Origin of the sequence: Citrobacter sp. wls757 (assembly GCF_005280935.1) — a bacterium.
Taxonomy (GTDB): Bacteria; Pseudomonadota; Gammaproteobacteria; order Enterobacterales; family Enterobacteriaceae; genus Citrobacter; species Citrobacter portucalensis.
The window spans coordinates 1-18,931 of record NZ_SZWU01000086.1; the positions used below are offsets into that span (position 1 = coordinate 1).

The 18,931-nt window shown below is 54.6% G+C and carries 20 protein-coding genes; 13 read left to right on the forward strand and 7 right to left on the reverse strand.

The window, feature by feature from the left end; translation table 11 throughout:
- Positions 1–282: 282 nt before the first annotated feature.
- From FDW94_RS23085 to FDW94_RS23110, 6 genes are all read right to left on the reverse strand, one after another.
- Positions 283–882, reverse strand: coding sequence for an SIS domain-containing protein (locus FDW94_RS23085; RefSeq protein WP_137378317.1), 600 nt, complete (start codon positions 880–882; stop codon positions 283–285).
- Positions 879–2,516: an FGGY-family carbohydrate kinase gene (locus tag FDW94_RS23090; RefSeq protein WP_008785469.1), complete on the reverse strand. Its 1,638-nt coding sequence runs from the start codon at positions 2,514–2,516 to the stop codon at positions 879–881. Before FDW94_RS23090 ends, FDW94_RS23085 begins: the two co-directional genes overlap by 4 nt.
- A gap of 17 nt (positions 2,517–2,533) precedes the next feature.
- Positions 2,534–3,487 (reverse strand): ABC transporter permease, encoded by a 954-nt coding sequence (locus FDW94_RS23095; protein WP_008785468.1) that lies wholly within the window; start codon positions 3,485–3,487, stop codon positions 2,534–2,536.
- Position 3,488: 1 nt separating this feature from the next.
- Complete coding sequence (locus tag FDW94_RS23100) at positions 3,489–4,478, reverse strand: ABC transporter permease (protein WP_071446845.1); 990 nt, start codon at positions 4,476–4,478, stop codon at positions 3,489–3,491.
- The gene (locus tag FDW94_RS23105; protein WP_008785466.1) at positions 4,471–5,979 is read right to left on the reverse strand and encodes a sugar ABC transporter ATP-binding protein; all 1,509 of its coding nucleotides are present in this window, start codon (positions 5,977–5,979) and stop codon (positions 4,471–4,473) included. The genes FDW94_RS23100 and FDW94_RS23105 overlap by 8 nt, the downstream gene beginning before the upstream one ends.
- A gap of 103 nt (positions 5,980–6,082) precedes the next feature.
- Positions 6,083–7,066, reverse strand: a complete 984-nt coding sequence (locus FDW94_RS23110; protein WP_003037665.1) for an autoinducer 2 ABC transporter substrate-binding protein — start codon at positions 7,064–7,066, stop codon at positions 6,083–6,085.
- A 420-nt stretch (positions 7,067–7,486) separates the two neighbouring features.
- Between FDW94_RS23110 and FDW94_RS23115 the strand changes: the two genes are divergently transcribed.
- Together FDW94_RS23115 and FDW94_RS23120 are read left to right on the forward strand one after the other, a co-directional pair.
- Positions 7,487–8,125 (forward strand): DUF1007 family protein, encoded by a 639-nt coding sequence (locus FDW94_RS23115; protein ID WP_032944224.1) that lies wholly within the window; start codon positions 7,487–7,489, stop codon positions 8,123–8,125.
- Positions 8,116–9,096: a nickel/cobalt transporter gene (locus FDW94_RS23120; protein WP_137378318.1), complete on the forward strand. Its 981-nt coding sequence runs from the start codon at positions 8,116–8,118 to the stop codon at positions 9,094–9,096. The genes FDW94_RS23115 and FDW94_RS23120 overlap by 10 nt, the downstream gene beginning before the upstream one ends.
- A 103-nt stretch (positions 9,097–9,199) precedes the next feature.
- Here the strand turns inward: FDW94_RS23120 and suhB are convergent, their stop codons facing one another.
- Positions 9,200–10,003, reverse strand: coding sequence for an inositol-1-monophosphatase (suhB, locus tag FDW94_RS23125; RefSeq protein WP_003835237.1), 804 nt, complete (start codon positions 10,001–10,003; stop codon positions 9,200–9,202).
- Between the two features lie 118 nt (positions 10,004–10,121).
- Between suhB and trmJ the strand changes: the two genes are divergently transcribed.
- From trmJ to sseB, 11 genes are all read left to right on the forward strand, one after another.
- Positions 10,122–10,853 (forward strand): tRNA (cytosine(32)/uridine(32)-2'-O)-methyltransferase TrmJ, encoded by a 732-nt coding sequence (trmJ, locus tag FDW94_RS23130; RefSeq protein ID WP_003835235.1) that lies wholly within the window; start codon positions 10,122–10,124, stop codon positions 10,851–10,853.
- A gap of 239 nt (positions 10,854–11,092) precedes the next feature.
- Positions 11,093–11,584, forward strand: coding sequence for a Fe-S cluster assembly transcriptional regulator IscR (gene iscR, locus FDW94_RS23135; RefSeq protein ID WP_003037674.1), 492 nt, complete (start codon positions 11,093–11,095; stop codon positions 11,582–11,584).
- A gap of 112 nt (positions 11,585–11,696) precedes the next feature.
- Positions 11,697–12,911, forward strand: a complete 1,215-nt coding sequence (gene iscS / locus FDW94_RS23140) for a cysteine desulfurase (RefSeq protein WP_003835233.1) — start codon at positions 11,697–11,699, stop codon at positions 12,909–12,911.
- Between the two features lie 26 nt (positions 12,912–12,937).
- Entirely contained in the window at positions 12,938–13,324 is a 387-nt protein-coding gene (gene iscU / locus FDW94_RS23145; protein ID WP_002913991.1) for a Fe-S cluster assembly scaffold IscU, read from the forward strand.
- 20 nt (positions 13,325–13,344) lie between these two features.
- The gene (iscA, locus tag FDW94_RS23150; RefSeq protein ID WP_003835203.1) at positions 13,345–13,668 is read left to right on the forward strand and encodes an iron-sulfur cluster assembly protein IscA; all 324 of its coding nucleotides are present in this window, start codon (positions 13,345–13,347) and stop codon (positions 13,666–13,668) included.
- 108 nt (positions 13,669–13,776) lie between these two features.
- Positions 13,777–14,292 (forward strand): co-chaperone HscB, encoded by a 516-nt coding sequence (gene hscB / locus FDW94_RS23160; RefSeq protein ID WP_003835201.1) that lies wholly within the window; start codon positions 13,777–13,779, stop codon positions 14,290–14,292.
- Positions 14,293–14,307: 15 nt separating this feature from the next.
- Complete coding sequence (gene hscA / locus FDW94_RS23165; RefSeq protein ID WP_003838439.1) at positions 14,308–16,158, forward strand: Fe-S protein assembly chaperone HscA; 1,851 nt, start codon at positions 14,308–14,310, stop codon at positions 16,156–16,158.
- 1 nt (position 16,159) lies between these two features.
- Entirely contained in the window at positions 16,160–16,495 is a 336-nt protein-coding gene (gene fdx / locus FDW94_RS23170) for an ISC system 2Fe-2S type ferredoxin (RefSeq protein ID WP_003037690.1), read from the forward strand.
- Between the two features lie 11 nt (positions 16,496–16,506).
- Complete coding sequence (gene iscX / locus FDW94_RS23175; protein ID WP_003037694.1) at positions 16,507–16,707, forward strand: Fe-S cluster assembly protein IscX; 201 nt, start codon at positions 16,507–16,509, stop codon at positions 16,705–16,707.
- Between the two features lie 61 nt (positions 16,708–16,768).
- On the forward strand, positions 16,769–18,052 hold the full coding sequence (pepB, locus tag FDW94_RS23180; RefSeq protein ID WP_137378319.1) for an aminopeptidase PepB: 1,284 nt from the start codon (positions 16,769–16,771) through the stop codon (positions 18,050–18,052).
- Between the two features lie 70 nt (positions 18,053–18,122).
- Complete coding sequence (sseB, locus tag FDW94_RS23185) at positions 18,123–18,899, forward strand: enhanced serine sensitivity protein SseB (protein ID WP_137378320.1); 777 nt, start codon at positions 18,123–18,125, stop codon at positions 18,897–18,899.
- Positions 18,900–18,931: the final 32 nt, after the last annotated feature.

Consider the following 18,931-nt stretch of genomic DNA (forward strand, 5'->3'; position numbering starts at 1 on the left):
CGACGTGTTTCCGTAAGGCCGGGAGAGCCAGCATCCATGCTGGCTCAGGGCGCGCTTTGCAAGGGCGCTACCTCGCGCCCGGCCCGGTAGCCTGGAGGAATAAGCGGAGGGTATTGCGTAGCAACAATTTTCCCGCGGGGAGCCGGGATTGTTAAGGGTACGGCGATAGTACCCTTAACACGTTCACAGGCAGTATCGTTTCAGAGAAGTGAAAAACATAAGGTGAACGTAGCAATATACCGGAGGCAACAGATTCATTACCTCCGAAACAGCTGTCTGGCGTTACTTACCACGGCTCAGCGTTAATCCCACATCACCGCCTGGATGCACAGACAACAGCGTCTCTTTTGAGTAACCGCTTTCGCTCATCAGGCAGGCGCAGGCGGCGTCAAAGATAGCCAGCACCAGTAAAATTGAGGTGGTGGCCAACATGTTCAGCGGGTCGGCCTCACGCTGGACGCCGGTGGAAATCACCAGTCTCGACGCTTTAGCAATGGCTGAATCGGCGTTTTCAGTCACGCTCAGAATCGGCACATTTCGCGCAGTCAGTCCGGGCAGCAGCCGGGTGAGTTCATCCGAATTTCCCCCACGCGACAGCATAATCACCAGGTCGTTGGCGCGTAAAAAACCGAGATCGCCATGCGCCGCGTCCGTCGCGTTGAGGTAGATCGCCGGGCGTTCCACGCACGCAAGCATATGCGCCACTTTACGCGCTGCGATGCCGGAGGTACCTACGCCGGTGACGACGATTTTCCCCTGACAGCCGCGCAGCTCCGCCATCAGCGACTGCCAGAGCGGTTCAGTCAGATGCTGCCCCAGACCCGCCAGGGCATCGCTATAGAGCTGAAATACGCCGGTGGCCTGAGACCAGGAGTTGCTCATGCGTCCTCCTGCATCAACTGGCGGTATTTCATATGATCCTGATACATCTCGTGGAATACCCGATATTTGCGATCGTAGTACTGCTTAATGCGATTTGTTTGCGGGGTAACCGTTTTACCAATCCGGCTCATCGCCGACATCGCTTCCGGGAAGGTTTCGAAAACGCCCGCGGCGATAGTTCCCATCATGGCGCCACCCAGCAGCATGGCTTCGCTCTCTTCAGGCAGCAGCATCGCGCAGCCGGTGGCGTTGGCATGTTCCTGAACGAAGATTGGGTTTTTCGTCCCGCCGCCGCTGGCCATTATCGTATCGATGGTGTAGCCGCTTTGATTCATCGTTTCAATGATATGGCGGGTTCCCAGCGCAATGGCCTGGATGGTCGCAAGGTACTGTAGCGCCATATCTTCCGGCGTACGTGACAGTTTCAGTCCGGTGATTGCGCCCGTAAGCGTTGGGTTAGCGCGCGGCGAGCGGTTGCCGTGGAAATAGGGCAGGATGTGCATATCGCGGGTTAAAAATGCGATATCTTCCGGCTCACCGGCCATTTTACGCAACAGCGCATTCAGCACTTCGTAAATGGTCTGCCCCTGAGATTTAGCTTGCGCCAGCAGGGTTTCGTAGCAAGGATGCGACTGAATAACGTGATCGATTAACGCCCCTGTTGCCGACTGTCCACCTTCGTTGAGCCAGTATTCTGGCAGCACGGCTGAGTAGTAAGGACCCCAGACGCCGCCGATAAAACGCGGCTCTTTGGAAATCGCCATGTGTCCAGTGGAAGTGCCGCCAATCAGCGCGATACGACGGTCAAAATCCGCCACCTCGCCGGAAACACCGCTTGCCCCGAGCGTGCCGAGGGTACCGGCGTGGGCATCGATGATCGAGACGCTGACAGCGGTCCCCGGAATCAGCCCCATTTCGCTGGCGGCGCGCGCGGATAGCCCGTGACCGAGCGGTTCGCCCATGGTTTTCACGTAGCGACCAATTTTGGCAGCATCATGCTCCAGCAAATCTTCCAGCCCAATCTGGCGGAAATAGCTGGCATCCCATTTGTCTTCATGGCCCATATAGGTCCATTTACACACCGTCGAACACAATGAGCGCGTGTCATCGCCCGTTGCGCGCCAGGTCAGGAAATCGGGCAGGTCAAAGTAGTATCCCGCATTGGCCCAGGTGTTGGGCATATGTTGCTTCAGCCATAGCAGTTTTGGCGTCTGCATTTCCGGGGAGATAATGCCGCCAACGTAGTCCAGCACCCGATGATGCAGGGCGTTGATGCGCTCGGCCTGAGTAATGGCGCGGTGATCCATCCACACAATGATGTTCTGTTCGCTGCGCCCGGACGGGCTGATGGTCAGCGGTTTACCTTCTTTGTCCAGCACCACCAGTGAACAGGTCGCGTCAAAGCCCAGACCTTTCACCTGGATAGGGTTGATATCCGACTGGTTAATCGCATCGCGAACCGCGTTACACACCGCCTGCCAGATGTTATCGGAAGACTGCTCAACAAAATCGGCCTGCGGGCGGTAAATCTCGATGGCCCGACTGGCCTGACCGACCATTCTGCCGTTGAGATCAAACACGCCAGCACGGGCGCTTCCGGTTCCGACATCCACACCAATAAAGTAACTTGCCATAATTTTTTCTCCTGAAATCAGGCTTTACGATTCTGTAATGCGATAAAGAGGATCAGCACCGCGCCCCACAGCGCCATCGTCAGATAGCTGCTGACCCCCAGCAAGTTAAGGCCGCTTTCCAGCATTTGCAGCACAATCAGTGCCAGCACCAGGCCGATAATGCGCCCGAAGCCGCCATCCGGGTTGATACCGCCGAGGACGGAGGCAAGGATGGTGACCAGCAGGTAGGATTCACCGTATCCGGCTTTAGCTGAGTTGAATTTCGCCATCATCAAAATGGCGGCGACCCAGCCGAGCAGGGCAGAAATCACGTACACCGAAATTTGTACCCGTACGGTATTCACGCCGCTGTAGCGGGTAGCCTGTTCATTGGAACCAACGAGATACAGGCTGCGCCCAAGCGTGGTGTGTTCCAGCAGTACCCACAGCAGGATTGCCACCAGGAAAAAGAGCAGTAGCGCCACCGGAATACCGGCAATCGTGGCGTTACCAAGGTACTGAATGGCGGTCGGGAAACCGGAAATCACCGTCCCGTTGGAAAGCAGAATATTCAGCCCGGAGATAAGCGTCATCGTGCCGAGCGTGGCGAGAATAGGCGAAACCCCGACCCAGGCAATCAGCGCACCGTTGAGCGTGCCGATAACCACCGCCACGGCAGCGCCTGCCAGCAGCGCTAGCACCAGAAACAGCGGGTTATCCGGATGGGTGACGATAATCGCCGCCATCACCAGCGAGCAGGCGTTCGCCCCGGCAATAATCGACAGGTTAATGCCGCCGGTCAGCATGGTCATGCCCATCCCGAGGGCCAGCATGCCGAGGATTGGTAGCTGTGAGCCAATCGACTGGAAGTTAGCGACGCTGAAAAAACGGCTGCCGAGCAGGGCCGAGAAGACCAGGGCGACGACCACAATAATCACGCATTGCAGACGAATGATGGCATCACCGGGTAAAAATCTGGCGATTGTTTTCATCTCAAAGCTCCCTTGCCAGTTTGCGTTTTTCGTTCCAGGCCGTGGCGCTAATGCTGACCAGGATAATGGCGCCGCTGAACACGGTGTGCCAGTAAGAGGAGACGCTGAGCAGCGTCAGGCCATTTTGTAAGAAGGCCAGCAGAACCACGCCGAGCAGGGTTCCGGTCAACGTACCGCGCCCGCCGCTCATGCTGGTTCCGCCGAGTACTACCGCCGCCAGCACCGTCAGCTCAAAGCCGAGCAGCGAATTGGGCGCAACTGACTGGGTGATTTGCGCCTGAACCACGGCGGCAACGCCTGCCAGAATGCCCATGTAGCCATAGACGTAGAAATGCAGCTTCAGCAGATTCAGCCCCAGGCGCGAGGCCGCGTCGCGGTTGCCGCCCATGGCGTAAACCTGACGGCCAAGACGGGTATAGTTCATCAGCACGGCGGTAAAGATGATCACCGCCGCCAGGCACAGCAGGGGCAGGGTCAAACCGTAGTCGTAGCCATCCGCCGCGGTGAACGAGAACCAGTTAATGCCGTTCATAAACCAGTCCGGGAAGCCGTACAGCCAGGTGCCTTTGGTGGCGTAAACCAGCAGACCGTAGTAGACGTTCAACGTGGCGATGGTAATGATGATTGCCGGAACGCGTAGCCAATAGACCAGAAAACCGTTGATCAGCCCAAGCAGCAGGCCCACCGCAATGGCGATGATTAACGCCAGCGCGAAGTTGCCGCCGTGACCGATAACCCAACTGGCCATTGCATACTGGGCTATCGCGGTCATCGCCGGAAATGAGATGTCGATCCCGCCGGAAATCAGCACCACAAACAGCCCACAGGCCAGGATGCCGAGAATCGCGTAGCTGGTGGCCACATCCGTCAGGTTCCCCAAAGACAAGAACTCGTCGGTGCTGACGCTCAGCCCAACGGCAAGGGCTACAACCAGCAGGCCCAGCCAGAACTCATGTTGCCCGATTAAACGGGAGAGATGCATCTTATTCATTGATTACCTCGACCACTTCAGCAATCTCCTCTTCACGGCATTGATGAGGATTAAATTCCGCCACCAGCTTGCCGCGACGCATTACCAGCACACGGTGGCTGTTGTAATACGCTTCCGGGATTTCATCGCAAATCATCAGCACCGCCATACCCTGTTCAGCCAAATCGCGGGCTATCTGGTAAATACCCTCTTTGTTGGCGATATCCACGCCGACGGTAGGCGAGTCGAGGATCAGGATGCGGGGATTGGTCGCCACCCATTTGGCAATGGCGATACGCTGGGCATTACCGCCGGAAAGGGTTTTGACCGGTAGGTGCGGATCGGACACTTTGATATTCAGTTCGCGGATTAAATCGGCGACCAACTTTTGCGCTTTACGGTGATCGAGCAGGCCGCTACCGGTGTGCAGTTGATCAAACACCGTGACGATGGTGTTGTCGTAGATCGACTGCTCCATGATCAGCCCCTGCGTCAGGCGATCTTCTGAGACATAGCCGATCCCGTGTTGGATGGCGTCATGGTTATTGCGCAGAGTAACCGGCTGACCGTTAATACGAATCTCGCCGCTTTCCGGGTGCGTCATGCCAAACAGGCTCAGACAAAGCTCGGTGCGCCCGGCACCCAGCAGACCAACAATGGAGACGATCTCGCCGCCGTGCAGCGACAGATTAATGTTCTGGTATTTACCTCTGCGGCTGAGATTGCGCAGCTCAAGCAGCGGCTCTTGCTCAATCGCGGGCCTTTCCGGCAACGGGCTGTAGTGGAAGCGTTGTCCGGTCATCAGGAAGGCCAGCTCGTGGCTGTCGAGTTCGCTGGCAGGGTATGTACCCACCAGTTTGCCATCGCGCATTACGCTGATGCGGTCAGCCACTTCCATCACCTCATCCAGACGATGGCTGACAAACACGACGCAAATTCCGGCCGCTTTCAGTTCATTAACTACTCGCAGCAGGCCATTAACCTCCTGGCGGGTTAGCGAGGCGGTGGGCTCGTCCATAATCACCAGACGCGCATCGGCGGCAATCGCCCGGCAAATGGCGACCAGCTGTCGATCAGCAATTGAGAGTTTTTCAACTTTTTTATCGGGATCGATATTCACCCCAATACGTTTCATGGCTGCCAGCGCCTGCTGCTTCATGGCGCCGCGACGCACCCAGATATCGCCACCCGGCAGATAGCGGTTGACCGCGATATTTTCTGCGACGCTAAAGTTGGGGAACAACGACAGGTCCTGATAAATAACCTGAATGCCATAATGGGAAGAGAGCTGCGGCGTCAGATGATGGAACAATTTTCCGTCGAGTAAAATCTGCGCGCCTTTTTCCGGGTGATAAACCCCGGAGATCACTTTAATAATGGTACTTTTACCACAGCCGTTTTGACCCGCCAGACAGTGAACTTCGCCTTTTCTCAGCGTCAGATTCACGTTATCCAGCGCCAGCACGCCCGGGAATTGTTTGCTGATATTCTCAAGAGTGATAAATGCGGTGGTGTCTGCCATGGACAATACCCCTGCGCGCGTCCGGGGGGACGCTGAGTGTTAGTTTGGTTGATAGCGCCGACCAGGCGGTCGGCGTTAAGGTTCCCTGGTGTTGGCTAAAGCCTTAGAAACCAAGTGATTGTGCGTTGTCTTTGGTGACTTCGAGGATCTTGTTAAAGCGGATCACTTTCTTCTCCGTGTCGATATCGGCTTTCCCTAAACCATCGATACTCAGATCGGCGTTCACTTCTTTGCCCTGCAACAGCTGATCGGCAACAGTGACCAGCGCGTAGCCCGCGTCTTTTGGATCCCACAGCAGCGCTTTTTTGATATCACCGCGCATCAGGTAAGGTGCTGCCTGCGCTGGCATGGCGATCCCGACGACGGCGATCTTATCTTTGGCGCGTTTTTTCTGCACAGCCTGACCCGCACCGATTGGACCCAGTGAGCCGAAGCCGATAATGCCCTTCATCTGCGGGTAGGTTTTCATCAGATCCAGCGTTGTGGCGTAGGATTTATCGATGCTTTCCGCGACCGGCAGACGTGAAGTGACTTCGAACATTTCCGGATATTTTTCTTTCTGGTACTTAATTGCATAATCCGCCCACGCGTTATGCAGTGGGACCGTCAGCGAACCAACATAGATGGCATATCCGCCTTTGCCGCCCATATTTTTCGCTAACTCATCGACGTTGGCCTGTGCGTATTTTTCACTGTCGATAGTTTCGATATCCCACTGGCCAATTTGCTCATCCGGGGATTCGTGCGTCAACACCACGATGCCTTTATCGCGCGCTTTTTTCAGTACCGGCTCAAGGACCTTGGCATCATTCGGCACCACGATGATCGCATTAACGTTTTTGGCGATCAGATCCTCAATCACTTTCACCTGCTGCGCCGGGTCCGGCGTTGAAGGTCCGGTCTGGTAAGCATTCACATCCAGTTTTTTTGCTGCTTCATTTACGCCGGTTTCCATCCGGTTAAACCATGGGATCCCGGTGACTTTGGCAACCACAGCAATTTCATATTTTTCCGCCGCAAAGGACGTGCCGGACAACATGCATGCAGAAACCAGGGTTGCACTGAGTAATGCGAGTTTGAATTTCATAGTTGTACCTTTCGTAGGGGGCAGGACATGTCACGGCGTGAAGTTAACAATGAATGGAAGAGGGAATGAATCATAAGTTTTGCGAATGTGATCTATGCCCATTTTTGTGAATTTATGGAAATGAAATGGTTAATAATTAGTTAAATTTGCATGATTTTACATTCAGTCGTTCAAATTAAGTGTTAATTAAATATTAAAATGAAACCATTAATTAACATATCGTTATCATTTGGCTTAAGTTTTGACGCCGAAAAGGTGTTTGAGGGGAATTTCCCGAAGAAGAAATTATCGAAACTGAGAACTGAATCGATACCGGAAAAGGGTGCTCAATATTTTTTCGTTCAATGGTATCCTCAGCACACTTTCGCCAAACCCGGCATCATTATTTGTGGCGGTGTAGATTTTCATCGTGGAGAACTCATGCAAGGCGTTAAACGTATCATTATCACGTTGTTTCTCGCTGTCCTGTCCTTTGGCGCAGGCGCGCATCCCCACAGCTTTATCCATCTGAAAACTGAGATAGTGAGCGAGAATGACCAGTTCGTCGCGCTGAAAATGCGCTGGACGATGGATGAAATTACCTCGGCAGATCTGCTTTACGATGCGGGAAATGCCAAACCTGGTGATGAGATCTGGAAGAAACTGGCGGCGGAAGTGATGGCCAACGTTCTCGGGCAGCACTATTTCACCGAAGTGTGGCACGACGGGAAAAAGGTAAAGTTTAAAAACAGGCCGACGGAATATGGCATGGCGCGGGAGGAACACCAGGCAGTGCTGACGTTCGTTTTGCCGCTGGCCGAAGCTCAGCCGCTGAGTGGTCAAAAATATACCATTTCAACCTTCGACCCGACCTACTACGTTGATATGAGCTATGACAAAGACAGCGACGCCAGGCTGGGGCAGGCCATAAGCCAGAAATGCCGGATTTCAGTACATACGCCGACGCCCAATGAACAAACGCTGAGCTTTGCGCAGTCGCTGGATAAAGAAGACGCACCGCCGGAGGATATGGAGTTGGGTAAACAGTTTGCACAGACGGTAACGCTGCAATGTCAGTAGTTTATCAACAACGTGCAGCCAGACGTCGCTGGCTGACGCTATGGCCGCTGGCTGTCTTTTTGCTGTTGGCGGCAGGCGGCATACTGTGGCTATGGCAGGCCTGGCCGCAGGTGATGATGAAAAGTGTCGTCTGGCAGCGCGACGTTAACCAACAGATGAGCGGGTTGCTGAAAGCAGTTGCCGCCAATCCGGCCCAGGCCGGGGGATCGCTGCTGCTGTTTAGTTTTCTCTACGGCGTTCTGCATGCGCTGGGGCCGGGACATGGAAAAGTCGTCATTACCACCTGGCTGGCAACGCACCCCTCGAAGCTGAAGTCGAGTATTGGCCTGACGCTAGCCTCATCTTTATTACAGGGGCTGGTCGCTATCGGACTGGTGGTTGTGGTGCTTACCATCTTGCAGTTGCCTGCACGACAGCTACATATGAGTAGTTTCTGGCTGGAGAAAGGGAGTTATGCGCTGGTTGGCGTGTTGGGTGTTTTATTGTGCGTCCGTGCGCTGAAGAAATTGCGCCAGCTGCTGCGCCGCCCAAAATTCACTGCCTTCACGCCGCATCATGTGCATCACGAGGGTTGCGGCTGCGGGCATCAGCATTTGCCCGATCCTGAACAGCTGCAAAATGGTGATGACTGGCGTGCCCGGTTGATGATCGTGCTGTCTATGGGGATGCGCCCGTGCTCGGGGGCCATCATGGTTTTACTGTTCAGCAAAGTGGTTGACGTGTTTAGCTGGGGTATGGCGTCGGCGCTGGCGATGGCGGCAGGAACATCTTTGACGATTACGTCACTGGCTCTGCTGGTACACAGTTTCCGCTCGCTGGCGGTGAAACTTAGCGGGCATAAAGCGCCGGTATTGTGGCGACAGATTGGCTGGACGACGCTGGCGTTAGCCGGTGGTGCGGTGCTGATCGCTGCTGCGGTAGTGATGTGGATGAGCGCGGTGCCGGTAGGGCGAGGGATAAGACCGTTTTAGCACTGTTGTAGGATGAATGCCTGATGGCGCTTCGCTTATCAGGCCTACGGGGAACTTCCCTGGTAGGCCGGATAAGGCGCTAGCCGCCATCCGGCATCAACGATTAGCGCTTCAGCGCATCGCTCAGTTCGTCACGCATGTTAGCCAGCATGGCTTTCACTACGCGCGGGTTACCTGCAACGATGTTGCCGGTCGCCATGTAGTTATGACCACCGGTAAAGTCGCAAACCAGTGCGCCAGCTTCACGGGCAATCAGCTCACCTGCGGCGAAATCCCACGGGCGCAGGCCAATTTCGAAATAACCGTCAACGCGGGCTGCGGCAACGTAGGCCAGATCCAGCGCAGCAGAACCGGTGCGGCGGAAGTCCGCGCATTCGGTAAACATGTTGCCCAGAATTTTCATGTAAGAAGCGGCGTGCTGTTTGGCTTTGAACGGGAAACCGGTGGCGATGATGGTGCCATCCAGATCGCGGGCGGTGCTGCCACGCAGACGGTAGCCGTTCAGCTGTGCGCCCTGGCCACGGGTTGCGGTGAACAGTTCGTTACGCATTGGATCGTAAACAACGGCGACTTCAGTACGGCCTTTGATGCGTACTGCGATGGATACCGCGAAGTGCGGCAGACGTTTTACGAAGTTGGTGGTGCCATCCAGTGGATCGATAACCCATTGAACATCCAAATCTTCACCAACATGTTCACCGCTTTCTTCGGTGATGATGGTGTGCTGTGGGTAAGATTTGCGAATCGTTTCGATAATAATCGCTTCGGCGGCTTTATCGACGTTAGTCACGAAATCATTGCTGCCTTTCTGGCTGGTTTCTACAGAGTCTGGGGTTTCGTAGTGTTTGGCAATTACATTACCCGCCTTGCGCGCTGCGCGCACGGCGATGGTCAGCATCGGATGCATCGGTCTCTCTCACTGGATGTTAAAGAACGGGAAAACGGCGCAGAGTATAGCAGCGAGTTCGGAATATGTCTTCGTTTTATGATAATATGCCCGAATAATCTTTAGCCGAAGAAATACAATGCTGCAAAATATTCGAATCGTGCTGGTGGAAACCTCTCACACTGGCAACATGGGCTCTGTAGCCCGCGCAATGAAAACCATGGGTTTAACCAATCTGTGGCTGGTAAATCCACTGGTTAAACCGGACTCCCAGGCCATCGCCCTGGCAGCGGGTGCCAGTGATGTGATCGGCAGCGCGCAGATCGTCGATACGCTCGATGAAGCGCTGGCGGGCTGTAGCCTGGTGGTAGGCACCAGTGCGCGTTCCCGCACGCTGCCGTGGCCGATGCTGGATCCGCGTGAATGCGGTTTAAAAAGTGTCTCTGAAGCGACGAACTCGCCGGTGGCGCTGGTCTTTGGTCGTGAACGTGTTGGTCTGACCAACGAAGAGCTGCAGAAGTGCCATTATCACGTCGCCATTGCCGCGAACCCGGAATACAGTTCGCTCAACCTGGCGATGGCAGTGCAGGTCATCTCTTATGAAGTGCGCATGGCCTGGCTGGCGACGCAGGAAAGCGACAAGACCGTAGATTACGAAGAAGCAGAGTATCCGCTGGTCGATGATTTAGAGCGTTTTTACGGTCATCTGGAGCAAACGCTGCTATCGACCGGGTTTATCCGCGAAGGGCACCCGGGGCAGGTGATGAATAAGCTGCGCCGTCTGTTTACCCGTGCGCGTCCAGAGAGCCAGGAGTTGAACATCCTGCGCGGGATTTTAGCTTCAATTGAGCAGCAGAATAAAAGCAAGTAACTGTACTAATGCCGGATGCGCTTCGCTTATCCGGCCTACAGGCCGCACGATTTGCAGGCCGGATAAGCGAAGCGCATCCGGCAAGTGAAAATGGCACTGAAGGTTAAATACCTGACTAAATTAGTCAAGTAAATAGTTGACTGATTTAGTCGGGAATGTCAGACTTGCCCCTGCTATGCAATACCCCCATTTTACAATAAAAAACCCCGGGCAGGGGCGAGTTTGAGGCTAAGTAAGACATGAGACTGACATCAAAAGGGCGTTATGCCGTGACCGCAATGTTGGACGTTGCGCTCAACTCCGAAACGGGCCCGGTACCGTTGGCTGATATTTCTGAACGTCAGGGAATTTCCCTGTCATATCTGGAGCAGCTGTTTTCCCGTTTGCGTAAAAACGGTCTGGTTTCCAGCGTACGTGGACCAGGCGGCGGGTATCTGCTGGGTAAAGATGCCGGCAGCATCGCAGTAGGTGAAGTGATTAGCGCTGTTGACGAGTCTGTAGATGCGACCCGTTGCCAGGGCAAAGGCGGTTGTCAGGGCGGCGATAAATGCCTGACCCACGCGCTGTGGCGCGATCTGAGCGATCGTCTGACCGGTTTCCTCAACAACATTACGTTGGGCGAACTGGTAAATAATCAGGAAGTCCTGGATGTGTCTGGTCGCCAGCATACCCATGACGCTCCACGCACTAATCGTGCTCAAGACGCGATCGACGTTAAGTTACGCGCATAATAAAAGTATTTTAGAATCAGGCCGGGGTGCTACACACCCCGTTAACTCGGTCGTACATCCAGCCGGTTGCCTGATTCCTTGCATTGAAGCGATGTACGGAGTTTATAGAGCAATGAAATTACCGATCTATCTCGATTACTCCGCAACCACGCCGGTGGACCCGCGTGTTGCCGAGAAAATGATGCAGTGTCTGACCCTGGACGGAAACTTTGGTAACCCAGCGTCTCGTTCACACCGTTTTGGCTGGCAGGCTGAAGAGGCGGTAGATATCGCCCGTAACCAGATTGCCGACCTCGTGGGCGCTGACCCGCGTGAAATCGTATTTACTTCCGGTGCGACTGAATCCGATAACCTGGCGATTAAAGGTGCAGCCAACTTTTATCAGAAAAAAGGCAAGCACATCATCACCAGCAAAACCGAACACAAAGCCGTGCTGGACACCTGTCGTCAGCTGGAGCGCGAAGGGTTCGAAGTCACCTACCTCGCCCCGCAGCGTAACGGCATTATCGACCTGAAAGAACTTGAAGCGGCAATGCGTGACGACACCATCCTCGTGTCTATCATGCACGTGAATAACGAAATCGGCGTGGTGCAGGATATCGCGACCATCGGCGAAATGTGCCGTGCTCGCGGCATCATCTATCACGTTGATGCGACCCAGAGCGTGGGCAAACTGCCTATCGATCTGAGCCAACTGAAAGTTGACCTGATGTCCTTCTCTGGCCACAAAATTTATGGTCCGAAAGGTATCGGCGCGCTGTACGTTCGTCGTAAACCGCGTATTCGTATTGAAGCGCAGATGCACGGCGGCGGTCACGAGCGTGGTATGCGTTCCGGTACGCTGCCTGTGCATCAGATCGTCGGCATGGGTGAAGCATACCGTATCGCTAAAGAAGAGATGGAAACCGAGATGGCGCGCCTGCGCAGTCTGCGTAACCGTCTGTGGAACGGCGTGAAAGATATGGAAGAGGTGTACCTCAACGGTGACCTCGAGCAGGGCGCACCGAACATTCTCAACGTCAGCTTCAACTTTGTTGAAGGCGAGTCGCTGATTATGGCGCTGAAAGACCTGGCTGTATCCTCCGGTTCTGCATGTACTTCTGCAAGCCTGGAACCATCCTACGTGCTGCGCGCGCTGGGGATGACCGACGAGCTGGCACACAGCTCAATTCGTTTCTCTTTAGGTCGTTTCACTACCGAAGAAGAGATTGACTACGCCATCAATCTGGTTCGCAACTCCATTGGCCGTCTGCGCGACCTTTCTCCACTGTGGGAAATGTTCAAACAGGGTGTGGATCTGAACAGCATTGAATGGTCACATCACTAATTCGGCACCGATAAGGAGAATTCAACATGGCTTACAGCGAAAAAGTTATCGATCATTACGAGAATCCACGTAACGTGGGCTCTTTTGACAACAGCGACGAGAACGTGGGCAGCGGCATGGTGGGTGCACCGGCCTGTGGCGACGTGATGAAGTTGCAGATCAAAGTCAACAATGAGGGTATCATTGAAGACGCGCGTTTCAAGACTTACGGCTGCGGTTCCGCTATTGCTTCCAGCTCTCTGGTTACCGAATGGGTAAAAGGGAAATCTCTGGACGAAGCACAGGCGATTAAAAACACCGATATCGCCGACGAGCTTGAACTGCCACCGGTGAAAATTCACTGCTCTATTCTGGCTGAAGACGCGATTAAAGCCGCGATTGCGGATTACAAAAGCAAACGTGAAGCAAAATAATTAAGAGTTGAGGTTTTATTATGTCGATTACCTTAAGCGACAGTGCAGCAGCGCGTGTAAATACCTTCCTGGCAAACCGCGGTAAAGGGTTTGGTCTGCGTCTGGGCGTGAGAACCTCCGGCTGCTCAGGTATGGCCTATGTACTGGAATTTGTTGACGAGCCGGCGGCTGAAGATACCGTGTTTGAAGACAAAGGCGTAAAAGTCGTGATCGACGGTAAGAGCCTGCAATTCCTCGACGGTACGCAGTTAGACTTCGTCAAAGAAGGTCTGAACGAAGGGTTTAAGTTCACTAACCCGAACGTGAAAGACGAATGTGGATGCGGCGAAAGCTTCCACGTGTAACGCGCTTACTGATAACCCCACCGTGGTCGCCTGCGCGTGGGGTTTGTTTTACCTGACTCTCTGGTTTTGCCTCATCGAACAACAGAGAATCGATGCCCTGAGAATGTTATGGACTACTTCACCCTCTTTGGCTTACCGGCCCGTTATCAGCTCGATACTCAGGCGCTGAGCCTACGTTTTCAGGATCTACAACGTCAGTATCATCCTGATAAATTCGCCAGCGGTTCCCAGGCGGAACAACTTGCTGCGGTTTCGCAGTCCGCCACTATCAACCAGGCCTGGCAAACGCTGCGTCATCCTTTGATGCGCGCCGAATACTTATTGTCTTTACACGGTTTTGATATCCGCAGCGAGCAGCACACGGTGCGCGATACCGCGTTCCTGATGGAGCAACTTGAGCTGCGTGAAGAGCTGGACGAGATTGAACAGGCAAAAGACAGTCAACGTTTAGATGCGTTTATGAAACGCGTCAGCGAAATGTATAACGTTCGCCATCAACTGATGGTGGAACAGCTGGATAGCGAGACGTGGGACGCAGCGGCAGATACCGTGCGTAAGCTGCGTTTTCTCGATAAACTGCGAAGCAGTGCAGAACAACTCGAAGAAAAACTGCTCGATTTTTAATTTCCGGAAGCGAAAATGGCCTTATTACAAATTAGTGAGCCTGGTCTGAGCGCCGCGCCGCACCAGCGTCGTCTGGCGGTAGGTATCGATTTAGGCACCACCAACTCCCTGGTTGCTACCGTACGCAGCGGCCAGGCCGAAACGCTGGCAGACCATGAAGGTCGCCACCTGTTGCCGTCAGTGGTTCACTATCAGCAGCAGGGCTACTCTGTCGGTTACGATGCCCGCGCCAATGCAGCGTTGGATACGGCAAACACCGTTAGCTCGGTAAAACGCATGATGGGCCGTTCTCTGGCGGATATCCAGGCGCGTTACCCGCATCTGCCATATACGTTCCAGGCGAGCGAAAACGGTCTGCCGATGATTGAAACCGCTGCCGGTTTGCTTAATCCGGTGCGCGTCTCCGCTGATATTCTGAAAGCGCTGGCCGCGCGGGCTACCGAATCGCTGTCCGGCGAACTGGACGGCGTGGTAATCACCGTTCCGGCTTACTTTGACGATGCACAGCGTCAGGGGACCAAAGACGCCGCGCGTCTGGCGGGCCTGCACGTATTGCGTCTGCTGAACGAACCGACCGCAGCGGCGATCGCGTATGGTCTGGACTCCGGTCAGGAAGGCGTGATCGCAGTCTACGATCTTGGCGGCGGTACGTTTGATATTTCTATTCTGCGCCTGAGCCGTGGCGTGTTTGAAGTGCTGGCGACCGGCGGTGATTCCGCGCTCGGCGGCGACGATTTTGACCATCTGCTGGCCGATTACATTCGCGAGCAGGCGGGCGTGGCCGATCGCAGCGATAACCGCGTACAGCGCGAACTGCTGGATGCCGCGATTGCAGCGAAAATCGCGCTTAGCGACGCTGATTCTGTAACGGTTAACGTGGCAGGATGGCAGGGTGAAATCACCCGTGAAACCTTTAATGAACTCATTTCCGCACTGGTCAAGCGTACGCTGCTGGCCTGCCGTCGCGCGCTGAAAGATGCGGGCGTGGAGCCGCAAGATGTGCTGGAAGTGGTGATGGTTGGCGGTTCAACGCGCGTGCCTCTGGTACGTGAACGCGTCGGTGAATTTTTTGGCCGTACACCGTTGACCTCTATTGACCCGGACAAAGTGGTCGCTATCGGTGCGGCAATCCAGGCGGATATTCTGGTCGGAAATAAACCGGACAGCGAAATGCTGCTGCTGGACGTTATCCCGCTGTCTCTGGGACTGGAAACCATGGGCGGTCTGGTGGAGAAAGTGATCCCGCGTAACACCACTATCCCAGTGGCGCGCGCGCAGGACTTTACCACCTTTAAAGATGGCCAAACCGCGATGTCCATTCACGTGATGCAGGGCGAGCGTGAGCTGGTGCAGGACTGCCGTTCACTGGCGCGTTTTGCGCTGCGCGGCATCCCGGCATTGCCGGCAGGCGGCGCACATATCCGCGTGACCTTCCAGGTGGATGCCGATGGGCTGCTGAGCGTCACCGCCATGGAGAAATCCACAGGCGTTGAGTCCTCAATCCAGGTTAAACCGTCCTACGGTCTGACCGACAGTGAAATCGCCTCCATGATTCAGGATTCGATGAGTTTTGCCGAGCAGGACGTTAAAGCCCGTATGCTGGCAGAACAGAAAGTCGAAGCGGCACGCGTACTGGAGAGTTTATCCGGTGCGCTGAACGCTGATGCCGCGCTGTTAAGCGCCGCAGAACGTCAGGCTATCGACACCGCCGCCGCGCACTTGAGCGAGGTTGCACAGGGTGACGATGTTGACGCGATAGAACAAGCCATTAAAAACGTAGACAAACAAACCCAGGAATTCGCCGCTCGCCGCATGGACAAATCCGTCCGTAGCGCGCTGAAAGGCCATTCCGTGGACGAGGTTTAATATGCCAAAGATTGTTATTTTGCCTCATCAGGATCTCTGTCCCGATGGCGCAGTTCTGGAAGCTGAGACCGGCGAAACCATTCTCGACGTTGCCCTGCGTAACGGGATCGAGATTGAACACGCCTGTGAAAAATCCTGTGCCTGCACTACCTGCCACTGCATCGTGCGTGAAGGTTTTGATTCTTTGCCGGAAAGCACAGAAGAAGAAGACGACATGCTGGATAAAGCCTGGGGACTGGAGCCGGAGAGCCGTTTAAGCTGTCAGGCGCGGGTAACCGAGGACGATTTAGTGGTCGAAATCCCACGTTACACAATCAATCATGCGCGTGAGCATTAACAGAGGGTAGTATGGGACTGAAGTGGACCGATAGCCGCGAAATCGGCGAGGCGCTGTATGACGCTTTCCCCGATCTCGATCCCAAGACCGTTCGTTTCACCGATCTGCACCAGTGGATCTGTGACCTGGAAGAGTTCGATGATGATCCTCAGGCATCGAACGAAAAAATCCTTGAGGCCATTTTGCTGGTCTGGCTGGACGAAGCCGAATAAGTCAACGGGCTGCCCACGGGTGGCCCGTTTTCCTGTATGCGCGAAAATAAGGATAAATAAAATGACAGAAGCCATGAAAATTACGCTTTCCACGCAACCCGCCGATGCCCGCTGGGGTGAAAAGGCGACATACAGCATTAATAATGACGGCATTACCCTGCACCTGAACGGAAAAGATGACCTCGGCCTTATCCAGCGTGCCGCGCGTAAAATCGACGGCCTGGGTATTAAACACGTGCAACTGGACGGTGAAGGCTGGGATACCGAACGTAGCTGGGCGTTCTGGCAGGGCTACAAGGGACCAAAAGGCACCCGCAAAGTTGAGTGGGCCGCTCTGGACGAAGCGCAGCGCAAAGAGCTGGATAACCGTCTGAAGATTATTGACTGGGTGCGCGATACCATTAACGCCCCGGCAGAAGAGCTGGGCCCGGAACAGCTGGCGCAGCGCGCTGTTGATCTGCTGTGCTCCGTCGCGTGCGATAACGTCTCTTACCGCATCACCAAAGGTGAAGATCTGCGCGAGCAGAACTACATGGGTCTGCATACCGTGGGGCGCGGCTCTGAACGTCCTCCGGTGCTGCTGGCGCTGGACTACAACCCAACAGGCGACAAAGAAGCCCCGGTTTATGCCTGCCTGGTTGGTAAGGGAATTACTTTTGATTCCGGTGGTTACAGCATCAAGCAAAGCGCATTTATGGACTCAATGAAGTCCGACATGGGCGGTGCGGCAACGGTCACCGGCGCGTTGGCATTTGCCATCACCCGTGGTCTGAACAAGCGCGTGAAGCTGTATCTGTGCTGCGCGGATAACCTGATTAGCGGTAACGCCTTTAAGCTCGGCGACATTATTCACTATCGCAACGGTAAAAAAGTTGAAGTGATGAATACCGATGCCGAAGGACGTCTGGTGCTGGCCGATGGCCTGATCGATGCCAGTGCGCAGAAACCGGAACTGATCATTGATGCTGCCACGCTGACCGGCGCGGCGAAAACCGCCTTGGGTAACGATTATCACGCGTTGTTCAGCTTTGACGACAAGCTGGCTGCTCGCCTGCTGGCAAGTGCGGCGCAAGAAAACGAACCGTTCTGGCGTCTGCCGCTGGCAGAGTTTCACCGTAGTCAGTTGCCGTCTAACTTTGCCGAACTGAATAACACCGGTAGCGCGGCTTACCCGGCTGGCGCAAGCACCGCGGCGGGCTTCCTGTCCCATTTCGTGGAAAACTACCAGCAGGGCTGGCTGCATATCGACTGCTCCGCAACCTATCGCAAAGCGCCGGTTGAGCAGTGGTCTGCGGGCGCAACCGGTCTGGGTGTGCGCACGATTGCGAATCTGCTGACCGCATAATTTATTACTGTATTGCCGGATGGCGCTACGCTTATCCGGCCTACATGTGTTCATCCAATTTGTGATACTTATGTCCGAAACAAAAAACGAATTAGAAACATTGCTGGAACAAGCGGCGACAGAACCTGCGCATCGTCCGGCATTTTTCCGTACTTTACTGGAATCCACAGTCTGGGTGCCGGGTACTGCCGCAGAAGGCGAGGCGGTGGTTGAAGACAGCGCTCTCGACCTGCAGCACTGGGAAAAAGAAGACGGCACGACCGTGATCCCGTTCTTCACTTCTCTGGAAGCCCTGCAGCAGGCGGTGGAAGATGAGCAAGCATTTGTCGTTATGCCGGTGCGTACGTTGTTTGAAATGACGCTCGGCGAAACGCTCTTTCTCAACGCGAAACTGCCGACCGGCAAAGAATTTATGCCGCGTGAAATCAGCCTGCTGATGGGGGAAGAGGGGAATCCGCTCAGCACCCAGGAAGTACTGGAAGGCGGTGAATCGCTGATCCTCTCTGAAGTCGCTGAACCTCCGGCGCAGATGATTGACTCGCTGACTACGCTGTTTAAAACCATTAAGCCGGTAAAACGCGCGTTTCTCTGCTCAATCAAAGAAAGCGCGGAAGCCCAGCCGAATCTGCTGATTGGTATTGAAGCGGAAGGGGATATTGAAGAGATCATCCACGCTGCTGGCAGCGTCGCGATCGATACGCTGCCGGGCGATGAACCTATTGATATCTGCCAGGTGAAGAAGGGTGAGAAGGGCGTGAGCCACTTTATCACTGAGCATATCGCACCGTTCTACGAACGCCGCTGGGGCGGTTTCCTGCGCGACTTTAAACAGAACCGGATTATCTAAATTGTAGATACTGTTATCGCCTGCAAGCCTTT